Below are 17,695 nucleotides of genomic sequence, written 5' to 3' on the forward strand. Positions count from 1 at the left end.
TAGCCAGCCAAAAAAAAGGACGGCGCGTCAGCGCCGTCCCTCGATAGCCCCCCGCGCAGCGGGAGGCGCATCAACCGTCAGTCAGGATCAGCCGGCGCGACCGCCGCCGTTGCCGCCCTGGCCACGACCGCGGCCGCCACCATTGCCACCACCGCCACGACGCTGGCTCTGGCCGGCGCCAGCACCTGCACGCTGCTGGCCATTACCACCGCCTTCGCGACGGCCGCCGCCCGACTTCTTCGGGCCGGCATGCGCGTGGCGCAGCGCATCGCCGTGCGGGCGACGGGCGTGGCTCTTGCGCGGGGCGCGTTCGCCGGTTTCGTGCTCGGCCTTGCCCGGCGCACTGTTGCCCCAGCGGATCGGCACCTGCAGCTCGAAGCCCGGCACGTCGCGGATATCCATGTCGCGGCCCAGCAGACGCGTGATCGCGCGCAGCAGCTTCACTTCATCCTGCGCGACCAGCGAAATCGCCTGGCCGGTGGCACCGTTGCGGCCGGTACGGCCAATGCGGTGTACGTAGTCTTCGGCCACCATCGGCAGATCGAAGTTGATCACCTTCGGCAGTTCGTTGATGTCGATGCCGCGCGCGGCGATATCGGTGGCCACCAGCACGGTTACCCGGCCGGCCTTGAAATCACCCAGCGCACGCAGGCGCTGGCCCTGGCTCTTGTTGCCGTGGATCGCCGCAGTCTTGATGCCGGACTTTTCCAGGAACGCAGCCAGCTTGTCGCTGCCGTGCTTGGTACGGGCGAACACCAGGGTCTGCTCGCGGCTGTCCTGCGCCAGCAGGTGCAGCAGCAGGTCGCGCTTGCGGCCGCCGTCGACCGGGTGCACGCGGTGGGTGATGGTTTCGGCCACGGTATTCTTCGGCGTCACCTGGATCTGTTCCGGGTTGCGCATGAACTCCAGCGCCAGCTGGCGGATGTTGTCCTCGAAGGTGGCCGAGAACAGCAGGGTCTGCCGGTTCTGCTTCGGCAGCTTGGCCAGGATGCGCTTGATGGACGGCAGGAAGCCCATGTCCAGCATGCGGTCGGCTTCGTCCAGCACCAGCAGTTCAATGCCGGACAGGTCGATGCTGCGGCGCTCCAGGTGGTCGATCAGGCGGCCCGGGCAGGCCACCAGCAGATCCACGCCACGGCGCAGGATGTCCAGCTGGTTGCCCATGCCCACGCCACCGTAGATGCAGGCGCTGGGAATGCGCAGGTACTTGCTGTAGCCGCGCAGGCTGTCGTGCACCTGGGTGGCCAGCTCGCGGGTGGGGGCCAGGATCAGCGCGCGCGGCTTGCGCGGGCCGCTGCGCACTTCCTGCGATGCGGTGCCCAGGTGCTGCAGCAGCGGCAGGCCGAAGGCGGCGGTCTTGCCGGTACCGGTCTGTGCGCCGGCCAGCAGGTCGCGACCGGCCAGCGCCAGCGGAATTGCCTGCTGCTGGATCGGGGTCGGGTTTTCGTAGCCCTGCTCGGCAAGCGCACGCAGCAGGAAGGGCGCCAGGCCCAGCGATTCAAAAGACATTGAGTTTGCTCCAAGTACAAGAAACGCCTGACCGATCGGACAGGCGGGGGCAGATCAAACTGATCGGCTGACTCGGAGCGTTCCCGTGAACCGCGCTGCGAGAAGTTGGGTGCAGCCGGCGCGGAGCACAGGCTGGAATGCGTGACGAACGGTGTCGGAGTGGGGGCGGGCGAAGGGGCGGACCCCGGTCGCCGGCGATCCCGAAGGGAAACGGACGGCCGCTGCAGACCCGCCTAGTCTAACCGAAGCCTGAGACCTCACGCAAAAACCCCTGTTCAGGGAAGGGGAGGGGGCGGCAGGGCTGCGCCCTGCACCCGCTACGGGCCAAAGCTGAAGCAAGAGCAAAAGCGTGCATTCCGAGGGTTGGCGGGGCGGGTCCGGTCGAGGGGGACGCTGCAAGTACATCCATGTAAGCTCGGTCGCCGCATCCATGCGGCTCACGCCCCCTCGACCGGACCCACCCCGCCTTCGACAGTTGGCCGCGATCTGCCAGAACGGCGCTCTGCCTCGGTAGGTGTCGACCGTGGTCGACACAGTAGATCCACGCCATGCGTGGATGAATTCATTCGATATCTGACAGATGTGTCGACCAAGGTCGACACCTACCAACAGCCGCGCGGAACGACAGGCGCCGTTGCCAACAGCCGCATGAATCTGTCAGAGGCGGGGCGGTGTGGGCTTGCAGGACCGCAGGCGCCATGGATGGCGCCTACGAGCCTACATGGACGTACTCGCGGCGTGTCCTGCAAGCCCACACCGCCCCGCCATCCCTCGGAATGCCCGCTTTTGACGTTGCCGTTGCCGTTGCCGTTGCCGTTGCATTAAGCAGGTGCAGGGCTGCAAGCCCTGCCCAACCCCCTCCTGCGGTAGGGTGGGCCGATGCCGCGCTGCAGCTTGGCTACACCGCGCATTTGATTACACTTGAAACTTGTTTGCCCACGACTCCGGACACCCACCCATGAAGCTTGGTTCTTTGAAGGAAGGCGGCCGCGACGGCACCCTCATCGTCGTCTCGCGTGACCTGCGCCACGGCGTACGCGCCACCGGCATCGCCGCCACCCTGCAGCAGGCGCTGGAAGACTGGAGCCACATCGCACCGCGCTTGAACGCCCTGTATGAATCGCTGAACGCCGGCGATGCCGATGGCGTGTTCGACCTGGACCCGCAGGCCCTGGCCGCGCCGCTGCCGCGCGCCTATGAATTCGTCGACGGCAGCGCCTACCTGCCGCACGTCGAGCGCGTGCGCCGCGCCCGTGGCGCCGAAGTGCCGGAAAGCTTCTACACCGACCCGCTGATGTACCAGGCCACCAGCGCCGCCTTCTATGGCCCGCGCGATGCCGTGAAGGTGGTCAGCGAGGACTACGGCATCGATCTGGAAGCCGAGCTGGTGGTGATCACCGACGACGTGCCGATGGCGGTCAGCGCCGAACAGGCCGCCGGCCATATCCAGTTGATCGGCCTGGTGAACGATGTCTCGCTGCGCAACCTGATTCCCGGCGAACTGGCCAAGGGCTTCGGTTTCCTGCAGTCCAAGCCGCGCTCGGCGCTGTCGCCGGTGTTCGTCACCCCCGATGAACTGGGTGATGCCTGGCAGGACAGCAAGGTGCACCTGCCGCTGCTGACCCACGTCAACGGCGCCTGGTTCGGTGCTCCGGAAGCCGGCGTGGACATGCAGTTCAACTTCGCCCAGCTGGTCGCGCATGCCGCCAAGACCCGCCCGCTGGGCGCCGGCGCCATCGTCGGCTCGGGCACCATCGCCAATGAAGACACCAGCAAGGGCGCGTCCTGCTTCGCCGAACAGCGCACCGTGGAAACCCTGCGCGACGGCAAGCCGAGCACGCCGTTCATGTCCTTCGGCGATGTGGTGCGCATTGAAATGCTTGATGCCGCCGGCAACAGCATCTTCGGTGCCATCGAGCAGCGCATCGAACAAGCGGCCAAGCCCTGAGCATGGAGGCGGCGATGGACATCCTGGTTGATGACGGCCCGGTCGACGACGGCATCGTGCTGTACACCTACTGGCGATCCAGCGCCGCCTACCGCGTACGCATCGGCCTGGAACTGAAGGGCCTGGCCTGGGAAGGCCGACCGGTGCATCTGGTACGCGATGGTGGCGAGCAGCATGCCGACGCCTATGCCGCGCTCAATCCGCAGCAACTGGTGCCGACCCTGCTGCATGACGGCCATGTGCTGAACCAGTCGCTGGCGATCCTGGAATACCTGGACGAGCGCTTCCCGCAGGTGCCGCTGCTGCCGGCCGACGCCGCCGGCCGTGCGCGCGTGCGCGGCCTGGCACAGCTGGTGGCCTGCGATATCCACCCGATCAACAACCTGCGGGTGATGCAGTACCTGGAGCGCGATCTGCGGGTGCCGGCCGACGCGCGCACGCAGTGGACCCTGCACTGGATGGCCGAAGGGCTGGCGGCGATGGAAACGATGCTGGCCAGCAGTGGCGACACCGGCCGCTTCTGTCACGGCGATCGTCCCACCTTGGCGGATCTGTGCCTGATGCCGCAGCTGTACAACGCGCACCGGTTCGGGCTGGACCTGGCGCCATACCCGACGCTGCGTCGCATTGAAGCTGCCTGCCAGGCCGTGGACGCCTTTGATCGCGCGCGTCCGGAGAATCAGGTTGATGCGATGAGGTGAGTCATTCAATGGCTGTCTTCAATGGGAAATTTGCAGTCATCGGTGCTGTAGTTGTCGCTGCCGGGGTGGCGATAGGCGCGGCTATGTGGTTCCGAACGGGATCGGCAGAGCCAATTTCGGGCGCCGATGCGGGCTCCGATTCGTTATCCGGCTTAGTCAAAGCGGGGGGGCGGACAATGGAGAGCATTGGAGCAAGCTCCCTTGCTGAAGGGCGGATTGATTCTGTCCAAGTACCCGCGTCGCAGCTTGCGGCCAGTGACCCGCGGCTGGTTGCACTGTCCAAGGCAGAGGTGGCTTGGCTTGAGAAGCATTACTATCCCACTCAGGCGGAACTGGATGCTCTGGATAGGATCGACCTGAAGGAACTTGAGCGATCAGATGATCCGAAATCGAGGATGTTGTACGGCATTGCTCTCATCCGGCGAGGTCAAGTGCCAGGCGCGATGCCTGCATTGAAAAGTGCCGCCACGCTGGGAGCTTTCTATGCATACGAGGAGGCTGCCGCAGCCGAGTACGCAATGCTTACCAAGAGGGGAATGGATGCTCAGACGGTGCAGGACATGCTGCGAGCGAAGGTCGAAGTCGCCAAAATTCTGGGAGATCACCGGGCGGAGTATCTCCTTGGTAGGAACTTGCCAAGCGGATCGGTCGCCAATCCCGCTGCCGTGCAGCAGTACACGACTGAGTTTCTGCGGCAGCTGGGTATGAATGCACAACTCATGGGCGTGAGTGCGGCCGGTCCAGATCCCCGGCCCAATGCGGATCTGTGGAGTGATGTCACAAAGCTGGGGAATTCAGACTCAGCTAACGAACAGATCGACGTCTATAGTCGCAGGTGATTTCAAGAGATGAACCCTGACATCCGGTTTTCTGCAAGTCCGGTTTGGGTAGCTTCGTTGTTTGAGCAGGCCTCGCAATCAGCAACGATTGCGAGGCCTGCGGCAGTAGTCCAGCCAGACCGTCCATCGGCCCTGTTTGCGCCGCGCCGCCACGCGGCAACGACGAGTGCAAGCCGCGATACTTGGCCAAGCGTGTGACCCTTGAGTTACCCGCGCGCGTGGCCGGCCTGCGCATTCACCAGCATCTGCCGCAGGTCCTCGCGGAACAGCCGATAGCCGGCTTCGCGGCGTGCATCATCGCCCTGCCGCAGCACCCACGCCGGGTGCACCGTGGCATAGCCGCGGGTGCCATCGTCCAGCGTGTGCCAGCGCCCGCGATCGCGGGCCAGGCTGAAGTCCCGCCCGAACACGGCCATGGCGGCGGTCGCCCCCAGGCACACGATCAGCTGTGGCCGCACCCGCGCGATCTCGCCCAGCAGCCAGGGGCGGCAGGCATGCACGTGGCGGCTTTCCGGCCGCTTGTGCAGGCGCACCTTGCCGCGTCGCTCGTGGTGGAAATGCTTCACCGCGTTGGTCAGGTACAGCGTGGCGCGGTCGATGCCCAGCTCGGCCAGCGCACGGTCCAGCAGTTGCCCGGCGGGCCCGGCGAACGGGCGGCCGCTCAGGTCCTCCACATCGCCGGGCTGTTCGCCCACCACCATCACCCGCGCATCGGCCGGGCCCTGGCCGAACACGGTCTGGGTGGCCGGCTCCCACAGCGGGCACTGCTGGCAGGTGCTGGCCTGCGCGCGCAGCGCCGCCAGGCTTCCATCCACGGCAGGGGCCGGCAGCACCCGCGCCGGCACCCGCCGCGCAGGTGCCTGGGCAGGACGGTCGTGCATGTCCTGCACGCGGCCTGCCGCCTCGCGCACCAGGCCCGGCAGCAGCTGCGCCTCGGGCAGGTGCCGCCAGTACTTGGCCGGCATTTCCTGCTGCATCATGCGGGTGTTCAGCCGCGCCGGGTTGAAGATGCTGGCGTAGTAGGTCTGCCACAACGCCTCGCGCGCATCCTCGGCCGGCGCATCTTCGCGCCGGCCACCCGGCCCGAAGCTCAAGGCCTGGCCGTCCCACTGCACGCTGCGGCCGGGGGTCAGGATCGCCCAGCGCATGCCGGCGAAGCGGCGCGCGAAGAACGGCGCCACGCGGTCCACGATGTGGTGCTCCGGTTCGAACCAGGCAATGAACGCGTCCTGTTCGCCGGGCACTTCGCGGAAGCGCACGAAGGCTTTCATCTTGTGCGTGTCGCGGCGCACCGCCTGGGCCATCGCCATCGCCCGCAGCACGTCGGCGTCGGTCGGGTTGGACAGCACCGCGCGTTCGCCATGGGTGATCCGCCACAGCAGCCGGTACAGCAGGGCCATGCGTTGTGGTTCACGGTGGCACAGCACGGTCGCGGCCAGTTCCAGGAAATCGCGCGGCACGCCGGGTTGCGCGCCCTGCGCCGGGTTGGAAGTCGCGTCGGGCAGGGCAGGGGCGTCCAGCAGCGAGGCTTCGTGGCCCGGCAGCCAGTCCAGCTGCGATGGCGGCACCGCAGCCAGCAGCGCCCCGCGCGCGCCATCGCGCCAGGCCTGCAGCGACCACGGCGGGTCCACCCGTAGCGACCAGCGTTGCACGTCAGGCCGCCGGTGGCGCGTCGAACAGCGACCCCTGGCGCGGCGGCGGCGCCAGCCGCGCACGCAGCGCGGCCGGATCGTCCAGCGCGCTGCGCGGGTGGTGGTCGGCCAGCTGTACGAACGGCAGCAGCTTGTTCATGGGCGCCTTCAGGCGTGCCACGTCGGCCACCCGCAGCCGTCCGTGCCGGCGCGCCATCAGCACGCGCTTCACGTTGCGCACGCCCAGGCCAGGAACCCGCAGCAGCAGTTCCTTCGGCGCACGGTTCAGATCCACCGGAAAACGTTCCGGGTGGCGGATCGCCCAGGCCATCTTCGGGTCGATATCCAGATCCAGCATGCCGTCGCCGCTGTTGTCGGTGATCTCATCCACGCCGTAGCCATAGAAGCGCAGCAGCCAGTCGGCCTGGTACAGGCGGTGTTCGCGCTGCAGCGGCGGTGGCTGCACCGGCAGTTGGCGGCTGGCATCGGGAATGGGGCTGAAGGCCGAGTAGTAGACCCGGCGCATGTGGTAGTTGCCGTACAGCCGATCGGCGCTGAGCAGGATCTGCTGGTCGCTGGCCCCGTCGGCACCGACGATCATCTGCGTGCTCTGCCCGGCCGGGGCGAAGCGAGGCGGGCGCGGGCGCGCGCTGCGGGTGGGCGTGGCCGTGGCCGGCACGGCAGGCGGCGCGCGGCGGGCTTCCTTGGCCTCGTCGATGCGCCAGCGCAGCTCGCCCATCGCACCGCGGATGGTATGGCTGGTCTTTTCCGGGGCCAGCGCGGCCAGCCCGGCATCGGTCGGCAGTTCCACGTTGATCGAAAGGCGGTCGGCATGGCGGCCTGCACTGGCCAGCAATTCCGGCGACGCCTCGGGAATGGTCTTCAGGTGGATGTAGCCGGCGAAGCGATGCTCCTCGCGCAGCTGCCGGGCCACTTCCACCATGCGTTCCATGGTGTAGTCGGCGTTGCGGATGATGCCACTGGAAAGGAACAGCCCTTCGATGTAGTTGCGCTTGTAGAAATCCAGGGTCAGCGAGACCACTTCTTCCACGCTGAAGCGGGCGCGCGGCACGTTGCTGGAGACGCGGTTCACGCAGTACGCGCAGTCGTACACGCAGAAGTTGGTCAGCAGGATCTTCAGCAGGGACACGCAGCGGCCATCGGGCGTGTAGCTGTGGCAGATGCCCATGCCCTCGGTGCTGCCAATGCCGCCAGACGTGCGCGAATCGCGTTTGCCCGCGCCACTGGAGGCGCAGGAGGCATCGTATTTGGCGGCATCGGCCAGGATGGCCAGCTTGCGAAGGGTTTCCATGGCCGAAACCTACGCAGGGGCTGTCTCATTCGGTGAGACAGCCCCTTAACCCTTCAGGATTGCCGCCGGCTCAGAACCCGTGGGTGATGCTGGGCTGGGTGGCCGACGAGAAATCGGCGTAGGGATCGTGTTCGCCACTGCCGCCTTCGGACAGGCGGAACTTCAGCGCCAGACCATCGCGCGAATCGGCCGCACGCAGCGCCTCTTCCTGCTCGATCACGCCGCTCTTGGCCAGCCGGAACAGGCACTGGTCGAAGCTTTCCATGCCTTCTTCCAGCGACGATTCCATTGCCGCCTTGATCTCGTGCACCTGGCCGCGGCGCAGCAGGTCGCGGATCATCGGCGTGTTGATCAGCACCTCGGTGGCCGGCAGGCGGCGCCCGGCCTTGTTCTTCACCAGGCGCTGACTGATCACCGCACGCAGGTTCAGCGCCAGGTTCATCAGCACGTTCTTGTGCGCGCTTTCCGGGAAGAAGTTCAGGATGCGCTCGATGGTCTGGTCGGCGTTGTTGGAATGCAGGGTGGCCAGGCACAGGTGGCCGGTCTCGGCGAAGGCGATCGCCGCCTCCATCGTCTCCGCATCCAGGATTTCGCCGATCAGGATCACGTCCGGCGCTTCACGCATCGCGTTCTTCAGCGCGTTGTGGAAGGCATGGGTGTCCAGCCCGACCTCGCGCTGGTTCACGATCGACATCTTGTGCTTGTGCAGGTATTCGATCGGGTCCTCGATGGTGAGGATGTGCCCGGTGGTGGTGCTGTTGCGGTGGTCGATCATCGACGCCAGCGAGGTGGACTTGCCCGAGCCGGTGGACCCCACCACCAGCACCAGCCCACGCGGGGTCATGATCACATCCTTCAGCACCTGCGGAAGATTGAGCTCCTCGATGCTGGGAATGCGGCTGCGGATGGCACGGATGACCATGCCCACCTCGCCGCGCTGCTTGAACACGTTGACGCGGAAGCGACCGGCGTCGGGCAGGGCGATGGCCATGTTGAGCTCCAGCTCGCGCTCGAACTGCGGCACCTGGCCTTCGTCCATCAGCGAGTAGGCGATCTTCTTCACCATGCCCGGCGGCAGGCCGGTATTTCCCAGCGGGTACAGCTTGCCTTCGATCTTGATGTACACCGGCGCACCGGTGGTCAAGAACATGTCCGAGGCGTTCTTTTCGGTCATCAGCTTCAGGAAGTAGCCGATATCCATCGCGAATTTTCCCCAACGAAACCGCCAGCGACCGTTGCAAGCACGGCGTCGGCTTGACGACAATGGCCACGTACCGACAACCGGGCACGGGCCTCCCCAATGAAACGACTTAGCTTCGCACAAATGCGCCAGGGCCTGTATGTGATGGCGTTGGCATTCGCGGTGTCTGCCCCCGTTGGGGCGCAGGAAGCCGCGCTGGAACTGGCCCAGGCCCAGCAGGCCGTGGAAAAGGCCACCCAGGCCGATGCCGACCAATATGCGCCAGACCTGATCGGCCTGGCCCGACAGGGGCTGGAACAGGCCCAGCGCGCCGCCGGCGACCGCCGCGAGCGCAAGAACGCCCCGGCCCTGGCCCTGCGCGCCGCCGCCGACGCCGACCTGGCCCGCGCCCGCAGCGAGGAGGCCACCGCCACCGCCCAGCTGCAGCTGCGCCGCAACGAGGTGAACCAGCTGCAGCGCCAGCTGTCGACCGGGGAGGACCGCCGATGAAGACGCTTTCCACCCTTGCGCTGGCCACCGCGCTGGCCCTGCCGGGCCTGGCCCTGGCTGCCGACAACCCCATGGTGGGGCAGTTGACCCAGCGCCTGATGGCGATCCAGGCCAACCCGGACACCGCCGAGCTGGGCGCCTTCGAGCGCATGCAGGCCCAGCAGGCCATCGCTACCCTGGAAAAGGCCAAGCGCCGCGACCAGGAGCTGGCCACCTACCTGGCCGAGCGCCGTGTGGACATCGCCGAAACCAGCGTGCGCGCCGCCCTGGCCGCCCGCGAGGTGGATCGCCTGGAGCGCACCCGCAGCGATCTGCTGATCGAAGCCAGCCGCCGCGACGCGGCCCGTGCCCGCCAGGAAGCCGAACAGCTGCGCATGCAGGCGCAGATGCAGGCCGAGGAGTCCGAGCGCCTGCGCCTGGCCGCCGAGGCCGAGACCCTGGCCCGCCAGGACGCCGAAAACGCCCTGACCAGCGTGGCTGGCAAGCAGCAGCAGCGCCTGAGCGCGGCCCAGCAGAACGCGGCCAAGCTGGCCCGTGAAGAGGCCGAGCTGGTGTCCGGGCAGAAGCTGCCGGGCTCGAAGTTCGACGGTCGTGGCGAAGTTTTCACCCTGGGCGGCGACGCCTTTGCCGCCGGTGCGGCCGGCCTGTCCGGCGGCGCGAAGAACCAGGCCAAGGCCTTGGCCGAGTACCTGAACATCGGCAAGAAGGGCCGGGTGCGCATCGAGGCCTACGACAGCGCCACCGGCGTGGGTCAGAAGCGTGCCGAAGCCCTGCGTGACGCGCTGGTGGCGGCCGGTGTCGCAGGCAACCGCATCCAGGTGGCCGGCAAGAAGGCCGCGTCCACCAAGGCCCGCTCGGCCGAGGTCATCGTGGCCCCGTAATTGCTTGAATTTGTTTGTTTTTCGTTGCTTTGAGCATTCAGCCTGAACCCCGCCACGGCGGGGTTCGGTCTTTTTGTCGCAGGGGCTTGAACCCGGCCTGCAGCAAGCGTAGGGTCAATCGTCCGGGACGCAATGCCGCGGACCGGACGATGGGAGGGCCGGGCCGATGCAAGCAGGGCGCGAACCGCAGCAGACCGACGTGCGCAGGCCAGTGCCGCGGGTCGTGGTGCGCACCCATGTGGCTATCTCCCGGCGCTCCTCCATGAACAACGCCCCGTGCCTTGCGGCCGGGGCGTTCGTGTATCTGTCGAAGGAGGTCCATCATGTTTGAAGATCAGCCCCAGAGCGAGATCGACGCCCGTCGCGCGTGTGATCCGGAGTTCCGGGCACTCCATGACCAGCACCGTAAATTGAACAAGAAGTGCATGGACGCGGAGTTGGGTGTCCTCCCGATCGATGATGTCACCCTGGGTCGAATGAAGCGCGAGAAGCTGCTGGCCAAGCAACGCCTTCTGCGTATGTACGAAACCCCGCTTCCCACGACGTCCCCCACGCACTGACGCACGCGCTCACGCCCGGAACGGCGTGATCCGGCCATCGAAGGCCCGGCCAGGCACGTGACCTGGCCCCGCGGTATCGCCGGAAACGGCGGCCGCGCCAAGGCACCACAGGCGGTGGTGCCTTGGCCCGCAGGCCCCGGCCTGCGGACATCCCATCAGCCTGAGTCCACCGATGCGGGCGGTACCGGTCTCCTCGTCGATCCGGGGCCGTCCGCATCCTTCTTTCCTGGCCCGCATGACCGTGCTTTGGTGGGGGCCAACCTTGGTTGGCCCGCCTTGGTCGGCCGCTCTGGCAGGAGCCAACCTTGGTTGGCCCGCCGTGGCCGCTACCCAGCCGAGCATGGCTCGGCTCTACATAAGCGCACGCATCGCGGTGCCTGACTTTCGGCGCCATCCGTCGGATAATCCATGGTCCGGCCCTGCGCGGCGCGAAACGAAAGTCCCCGAATGCCCATCCATTCTTCCGTCCTCGAACTCATCGGCAAGACCCCGATCGTCAAGGCCCAGCGCCTGGATACCGGTGTCTGCGAGCTCTACCTGAAGCTCGAAAGCGCCAACCCGGGCGGATCGATCAAGGACCGCATCGGCCTGTCGATGATCGAGGCCGCTGAAAAGCGCGGCGATCTGAAGCCCGGCGCCACCCTGGTGGAAGGCACCGCCGGCAACACCGGCCTGGGCCTGGCCCTGGTCGCGCAGCAGAAGGGCTACAAGCTCATCCTGGTGGTTCCGGACAAGATGAGCCGGGAAAAGATCTTCAACCTGAAGGCGATGGGCGCCGAAGTGCGCCTGACCCGTTCGGACGTGGCCAAGGGCCACCCGGAGTACTACCAGGACCTGGCCCAGACCATCGCCGAGCAGACCCCCGGCGCCTACTTCATCAACCAGTTCGGCAACCCGGACAACCCGGCCGCGCACGAATTCGGCACCGGCCCGGAAATCCTGGAGCAGATGGGCGGCGACCTGGACGCGATCGTGTTCGGCTGCGGCAGCTCGGGCACCATGACCGGCCTGTCGCGTGCCTTCGCCAAGCTGTCGCCGAAGACCGAGCTGGTGCTGGCTGATCCGGTGGGTTCCATCCTTGCCGAGTACATCAATGACGGCAACCTGAACGACAAGTCCGGCAGCTGGCTGGTGGAAGGCATCGGCGAGGACTTCCTGCCCTCGATCTCCGATTTCAGCCGTGTCAAGAAGGCTTATGCCATCAGCGATGCCGAAAGCTTCCACACCGCGCGCGAGCTGCTGGGCAAGGAAGGCATCCTGGGCGGGTCGTCCACCGGTACCCTGCTGGCCGCGGCACTGAAGTACTGCAAGGAGCAGACCACGCCGAAGAAGGTGCTGGTGCTGGTCTGCGACACCGGCAACAAGTACCTGTCCAAGATGTACAACGACTACTGGATGCTGGACAACGGCTTCCTGCAGCGCCCGCAGCACGGCGACCTGCGCGACCTGATCCTGCGCCCGTACGGCCAGCGCGACACCGTGGTGATCGCCCCGAACGACCTGCTGACCACCGCCTACCAGCGCATGAAGCTGTACGACGTGTCGCAGCTGCCGGTGATGGACGGCGACCAGCTGGTCGGCATCGTCGATGAAAGCGACGTGCTGCTGCACGTCTATGGCGACGAAGCGCGCTTCCGCGACCCGGTGGCTACGGCCATGGTCAGCAAGCTGGACCGGCTGGACGTGAAGTCGCCCATCGAGGCCCTGCTGCCGGTGTTCGACCGCGGCCAGGTGGCCATCGTCATGGACGGCAACGCCTTCCTGGGCCTGATCACCCGCATCGACCTGCTGAACTTCCTGCGTCGTCGCGTGCAGTAAGCGCGCGATCAAGCACGTTTGCCGCTGAATTCCGGTTTATCCGCGTCAAAGCTCGTTAAGGGCGCGCTGATAGACTCCCGCTCCTTCGACGGCGCCGAACACCGGCGCCATTCAGGAAACGAAATGTCCAACGCTTCCAAGCCCGATCGCACGCTGGCCCTGGCCACGCTGGCCATCCACGGCGGCCAGTCGCCCGATCCGAGCACCGGCGCGGTGATGCCGCCCATCTACGCCACCTCCACCTACGCGCAGTCCAGCCCGGGCGAGCACCAGGGCTTCGAGTACTCGCGCACGCACAACCCGACCCGCTTCGCCTACGAGCGCTGCGTGGCCTCGTTGGAAGGCGGCACCCGCGGTTTCGCCTTCGCTTCGGGCATGGCCGCCAGCAGCACCGTGATGGAACTGCTGGACGCCGGCAGCCACGTGGTGGCGATGGATGACATCTACGGCGGCACCTTCCGCCTGTTCGAGCGCGTGCGCCGCCGCACCGCCGGCCTGGATTTCAGCTTCGTCGACCTGACCGATCTGGCCGCCTTCGAAGCGGCGATCACCCCGCTGACGAAGATGGTCTGGATTGAAACCCCGACCAACCCGATGCTGAAGATCGTGGACATCGCCGCGGTGGCTGCCATCGCCAAGCGCCATGGCCTGATCGTGGTGGTGGACAACACCTTCGCCTCGCCGATGCTGCAGCGGCCGCTGTTGTTGGGCGCCGACCTGGTGCTGCATTCGGCCACCAAGTACCTCAACGGCCATTCGGACATGGTCGGTGGCATGGTGGTGGTCGGTGACGATGCGCCGTTGGCCGAGCAGATGGCGTTCCTGCAGAACTCCATTGGTGGCGTGCAGGGCCCGTTCGACAGCTTCCTGGCTCTGCGCGGGCTGAAGACGCTGCCGCTGCGCATGAAGGCGCATTGCGCCAATGCACTCGCACTGGCGCAGTGGCTGGAAAAGCACCCGGCGGTGGAAAAAGTAATCTACCCGGGCCTGCCTTCGCACCCGCAGCACGAACTGGCGGGCAAGCAGATGGCCGGCTTCGGCGGCATCGTCTCGATCGTGCTGAAGGGTGGTTTCGAGGCGGCCAAGCGCTTCTGCGAAAAGACCGAGCTGTTCACCCTGGCCGAATCGCTGGGTGGCGTGGAAAGCCTGGTGAACCACCCGGCGGTGATGACCCATGCCTCGATTCCGGTGGCACGTCGCGAGCAGCTGGGGATCAGCGATGCGTTGGTGCGGCTGAGCGTGGGCGTGGAAGAGCTGGGTGATCTGCAGGTGGACCTGGAAAGGGCGCTGGCGGCGGGGAATCGCTGATCCATGCAGAAGCACGCGAATATCCTGTTCCTGTTCCGCCAGTTGCTGGGTCGTGAATTGGCGGCGCGCTATCGCACCACCGCCCTGGGCGTTCTCTGGCTGGTGCTGCAGCCGCTGTTGATGCTGTGCGTGTATACGCTGGTGTTCAGTGGCGTGTTCAAGGCGCGATGGGCGGGTGCCGAGTCGACCGGCGACTTTGCGTTGATGCTGTTCGCGGGTCTTGTACCGTTCACGCTGTTGTCCGAGGTGCTCATTACCGCCCCCGGCATAATCGCCGGCCAACCCAATTTCGTTAAGAAGGTAGTCTTTCCCCTGCCAGTGCTGTCGATCGTAAAGGTTGCCGCAGCACTGACCACCGCAGGTATTGGCCTAGCGATCCTGTTGATCGCGCAGATGTGGCAGTCTGGCCTTCCTTCGGCCTGGGCCCTCACCGCTCCGTTGATCCTGCTGGAGATGACGCCGATGCTGCTGGCGATCGCGTGGTCGCTGTCGGCGCTGGGTGTCTATCTGCGTGATATCGGCCAGTTCGTCGGCATTCTCAGCAGCGTGCTGCTGTTCCTCAGCCCCATCTTCTTCCCGGCGCATGCGATGCCGGAAGCGGCGAGGGGGCTGGTGTACTTCAACCCGCTGGTCACCCCCATCGAACAGCTGCGTCTGGTGACCGTGCAGAACTCGGCGCCCGATCTGGGAGCTCTGCTGCCCCACTTCCTGCTTTCCGCCGTGGCGGCCATGCTGGCCTATGCACTCTTCCGTCGCCTCTCGCGCGGCTTCTCGGACGTCCTATGAACAACCCGCAGACTGCTGCAATCCAGAGCAACCCCGATGCGGCGATCGAGGTCCTGGGAGTCACCAAGGATTACCCGGTCTACGCAAATCCGCGCGACCGGCTTGTTTCGCTGCTGAAGCCGTCGGGTGACCGCGCCAGCCGCACGTTCCGCGCGCTGGACGGCATCAATCTGGTCGTGCCCAAAGGGGAAACGGTTGGCATCATCGGCCGCAACGGTGCCGGTAAATCGACCCTGCTGCAGATCCTGTGCGGCACGGTGCGGCCGACGTCCGGTTCGGTCAGCATCCGCGGGCGTTTTGCCGCACTGCTGGAACTCGGCGCAGGTTTCAACCCCGACTTCTCCGGGCGCGACAATGTCTACCTGAGCGCCTCCCTGCTGGGTCTGAGCCGCAAGGAAGTCGATGACAAGCTGCAGTCGATCATCGACTTCGCCGACATCGGTGATTTCTTCGACCGCCCGGTGAAGACGTATTCCAGCGGCATGTATGTGCGCCTGGCATTCTCGGTTGCGATCCACACCGAGCCGGACGTACTGATCATCGACGAAGCCTTGTCAGTGGGCGACATCCGCTTCCAGATGAAGTGCCTTGCCCGAATCGAGCAGATCCGCGCGCGTGGGGCCACCATCCTCTTCGTTTCGCATTCGCTGGAGCAGGTGAAACGCTTCTGCCAGACCGCCCTGTGGCTGGAAGGCGGCAAGGTCAAGCTGCATGGCGAGGCAAGCTTTGTAGCCGATCGCTTCCGCGATTACGAACTCGGCAAGGACCAGGCTGTGTCGCAGGATGCAGAAGTGCGCCCGGCGCCCGCGCCCGGCAGCATTCCTGCGCATCTTGAAACGGTTGCGCTGAGCACCGACATGCTGGCGCCGTTCGAACCGCTCACCGTGGACATCAGCTACACCGTAGGCGACGAAGTGGTCGACGGCCTGCTGCTGGGGGTGGCGATCAAGGGCATGGACGGACTGCATATCTTTGGCCCCAATACCTATCTGGAACGCGTGACGATCCCCACCTCGCGTGGCTCGCACCGGGTCAGCTACTGCATTCCGTCGATGACGCTGCTGACCGGTAGTTACCGTGTTGATGTCGGCCTGTTCACCGACAAGGGCCTGGTCTGCCTGGACTACTTGTCCGAAGCCAGCGTCTTCACCGTGGCCGCGCCCTACTTCAGTGAGGGCGTGGTCTATATTCCGCATGAGTGGAAGGTCCATGACCCCGACGCTTCTTGATATTCCCTTTGATCATTACCAGCGCTACGGCGCGGCAACGCACTTGCTGCAGGCGCTGGATCTGTCCGCGCCGCGGGTGCTGGAAGTAGGGGCCAATCGTCAGCGGCTGCTGGGGCAGTTCGTTCCCGATGCGTCCTTCCTGTACACCGATCTGCATGCGGAAGGGGATGAAAAGGACTTCGTTGTGGCCGATGCCACCGCGTTGCCGTTCCCGGACCAGGGCTTCGACGCAGTAGTGTCGCTGGACGTGCTGGAACATATTCCCGCCCCGTTGCGCGCCAAGGCTGCTGCCGAGATGGCACGCGTGGCCGGCCGCGCGGTCATTGTCGGCTTCCCGCCGGACCAGCCCTGGGTGCGCGACGCCGAAGTCGATGCCAATGGCCGTTGGCGCGAGCTGTTCGGCGAAGACTACGTCTGGTTGCAGGAACATAAGGAATTCGGCTTGGTCGATACCGCCGAGATCGTGACGGCATTCGAGAACGCCGGCATGACCGTGCTGCGCTTCGGCCAAGGCAATGCGGCACTCTGGTCCAGCCTGATGGGCGCACACTTCATCAAGGTGAAGTTCCCCGAGTTGGAACCGCTGGTATGCGCTGCAGATCGCCTCTACAACAGCCGTGTGTTCGCAGGCGACCACAGCGACCAGCCTTACCGCGAGTACTGCGTGGCCGTGCGTCTGCACAGCGACGCCGCGCGCCTGCAGGAAAATCCGCCGTTCCGCGCCGGATTGGATGCGGAGGCCACAACGCTGTTGACGGGCCTTGCTGCGGGCCTGCGGGATCTGGCCGTGCGTACTGCCAATTCCGAGAAGGAATGGGAATCCACCGCACGCCTGCTCGGTGCCTACGTGAACGATCTTGACGTGGCCAAGCGCGAGTGGGGCGCCACCGCTGCCTACGCTCAGCAATTGCAGCAGGGCAAGGATGCGTCCGATGCTGTATGGATCGCCAGTCGTAATGAGTGGGAGCTGCGGGAGCAGGATCTGCAAGCGCGCGTGGCCGCCGAGCAGCAACAACTGCAGAGCGCCCAGGCACACATCGGTGAACTGGTGGAAGCCTCGGAAGTGGCCCGCGCGCAGGCGCTGGATGTTGAGCGTGAGCTCGAGCAGCGTCTGCAGAAAAGCGCGGTCGATTACCTGCGCTCGCGCCGCAAGTGGAAGACAGCCATGGCGGGGTTGGCGCTTGGGTGCCTGGCCATCGGTGCGCTGGTGGGTTGGATCGCGTCTTGAAACGATGGAGCCACAGGGAAGTGACCGTACAGGATCAACGAGGTAATGCGTGATGTCCAAGCTGGGTAATCTGATTCGCGGGATGTACTGGAGCGTTCGTCGCGCGCAAGGGCAGGGTGTCTCTGCCAGCACCATCCTTTCTGCCTTGGCCCGCGCTGCACGCAAGGGCCCGCGGCATCTGGTCCGGGCAATTCTTTCGTACGCCAATGGATCGCACACCGCAGCCCCCACCACCCCGCCGGACGTCTATGCCGA

15 protein-coding genes and 1 pseudogene are annotated in these 17,695 nt (G+C 65.9%); 12 read left to right on the top strand and 4 right to left on the bottom strand.

Annotated features, from left to right (window positions below; all coding sequences use genetic code 11):
- Positions 1-87 precede the first annotated feature (87 nt).
- Entirely contained in the window at positions 88-1,509 is a 1,422-nt protein-coding gene (locus tag C1932_RS02750; RefSeq protein ID WP_108761153.1) for a DEAD/DEAH box helicase, read from the bottom strand.
- A gap of 958 nt (positions 1,510-2,467) precedes the next feature.
- Between C1932_RS02750 and C1932_RS02755 the strand changes: the two genes are divergently transcribed.
- From C1932_RS02755 to C1932_RS02765, 3 genes are read left to right on the top strand one after another with little or no spacing between them, the layout of a single operon-like run.
- Positions 2,468-3,457: a fumarylacetoacetate hydrolase family protein gene (locus C1932_RS02755; protein WP_108761154.1), complete on the top strand. Its 990-nt coding sequence runs from the start codon at positions 2,468-2,470 to the stop codon at positions 3,455-3,457.
- Between the two features lie 14 nt (positions 3,458-3,471).
- Positions 3,472-4,158: a maleylacetoacetate isomerase gene (maiA, locus tag C1932_RS02760; RefSeq protein ID WP_108763330.1), complete on the top strand. Its 687-nt coding sequence runs from the start codon at positions 3,472-3,474 to the stop codon at positions 4,156-4,158.
- Between the two features lie 8 nt (positions 4,159-4,166).
- Positions 4,167-4,997, top strand: a complete 831-nt coding sequence (locus tag C1932_RS02765; RefSeq protein ID WP_108761155.1) for a hypothetical protein — start codon at positions 4,167-4,169, stop codon at positions 4,995-4,997.
- Positions 4,998-5,203: 206 nt separating this feature from the next.
- Here C1932_RS02765 and C1932_RS02770 read toward each other — a convergent pair whose 3' ends face one another.
- The 3 genes from C1932_RS02770 to C1932_RS02780 form a co-directional block, all read right to left on the bottom strand.
- On the bottom strand, positions 5,204-6,649 hold the full coding sequence (locus C1932_RS02770) for a UdgX family uracil-DNA binding protein (protein ID WP_234412285.1): 1,446 nt from the start codon (positions 6,647-6,649) through the stop codon (positions 5,204-5,206).
- A 1-nt stretch (position 6,650) separates the two neighbouring features.
- Positions 6,651-7,940 carry a putative DNA modification/repair radical SAM protein gene (locus tag C1932_RS02775; RefSeq protein ID WP_108761157.1) on the bottom strand — a complete coding sequence of 430 codons (1,290 nt, stop codon included), beginning with the start codon at positions 7,938-7,940 and terminating at the stop codon, positions 6,651-6,653.
- Between the two features lie 70 nt (positions 7,941-8,010).
- Entirely contained in the window at positions 8,011-9,141 is a 1,131-nt protein-coding gene (locus C1932_RS02780) for a PilT/PilU family type 4a pilus ATPase (RefSeq protein ID WP_108748415.1), read from the bottom strand.
- 123 nt (positions 9,142-9,264) lie between these two features.
- Here C1932_RS02780 and C1932_RS02785 point away from each other — a divergent pair, with 123 nt between their 5' ends.
- The 9 genes and pseudogenes from C1932_RS02785 (at position 9,265) to C1932_RS02820 (ending at position 17,440) form a co-directional block, all read left to right on the top strand.
- The gene (locus C1932_RS02785) at positions 9,265-9,630 is read left to right on the top strand and encodes a DUF4398 domain-containing protein (protein ID WP_108748416.1); all 366 of its coding nucleotides are present in this window, start codon (positions 9,265-9,267) and stop codon (positions 9,628-9,630) included.
- Positions 9,627-10,511, top strand: a complete 885-nt coding sequence (locus C1932_RS02790) for an OmpA family protein (RefSeq protein WP_108752087.1) — start codon at positions 9,627-9,629, stop codon at positions 10,509-10,511. Before C1932_RS02785 ends, C1932_RS02790 begins: the two co-directional genes overlap by 4 nt.
- A 323-nt stretch (positions 10,512-10,834) precedes the next feature.
- Complete coding sequence (locus C1932_RS02795; protein ID WP_108748418.1) at positions 10,835-11,071, top strand: YdcH family protein; 237 nt, start codon at positions 10,835-10,837, stop codon at positions 11,069-11,071.
- Between the two features lie 447 nt (positions 11,072-11,518).
- Positions 11,519-12,889: a pyridoxal-phosphate dependent enzyme gene (locus C1932_RS02800; RefSeq protein WP_108761158.1), complete on the top strand. Its 1,371-nt coding sequence runs from the start codon at positions 11,519-11,521 to the stop codon at positions 12,887-12,889.
- Positions 12,890-13,012: 123 nt separating this feature from the next.
- Complete coding sequence (locus C1932_RS02805) at positions 13,013-14,197, top strand: cystathionine gamma-synthase (RefSeq protein WP_108761159.1); 1,185 nt, start codon at positions 13,013-13,015, stop codon at positions 14,195-14,197.
- A gap of 3 nt (positions 14,198-14,200) precedes the next feature.
- Positions 14,201-14,983, top strand: a complete 783-nt coding sequence (locus C1932_RS02810; RefSeq protein WP_108761160.1) for an ABC transporter permease — start codon at positions 14,201-14,203, stop codon at positions 14,981-14,983.
- Positions 14,980-16,212 carry an ABC transporter ATP-binding protein gene (locus C1932_RS02815; RefSeq protein WP_234412287.1) on the top strand — a complete coding sequence of 411 codons (1,233 nt, stop codon included), beginning with the start codon at positions 14,980-14,982 and terminating at the stop codon, positions 16,210-16,212. Before C1932_RS02810 ends, C1932_RS02815 begins: the two co-directional genes overlap by 4 nt.
- Positions 16,193-16,507 (top strand): annotated as a pseudogene (locus C1932_RS19995) (methyltransferase domain-containing protein); the annotation flags it as partial. The gene C1932_RS02815 and the pseudogene C1932_RS19995, both read left to right, overlap by 20 nt.
- Positions 16,508-17,440 carry a wsae gene (locus tag C1932_RS02820; protein WP_234412356.1) on the top strand — a complete coding sequence of 311 codons (933 nt, stop codon included), beginning with the start codon at positions 16,508-16,510 and terminating at the stop codon, positions 17,438-17,440.
- Positions 17,441-17,695 lie beyond the last annotated feature (255 nt).

The sequence above is a fragment of the Stenotrophomonas sp. YAU14D1_LEIMI4_1 genome, assembly GCF_003086815.1.
Taxonomy (GTDB): Bacteria; Pseudomonadota; Gammaproteobacteria; order Xanthomonadales; family Xanthomonadaceae; genus Stenotrophomonas.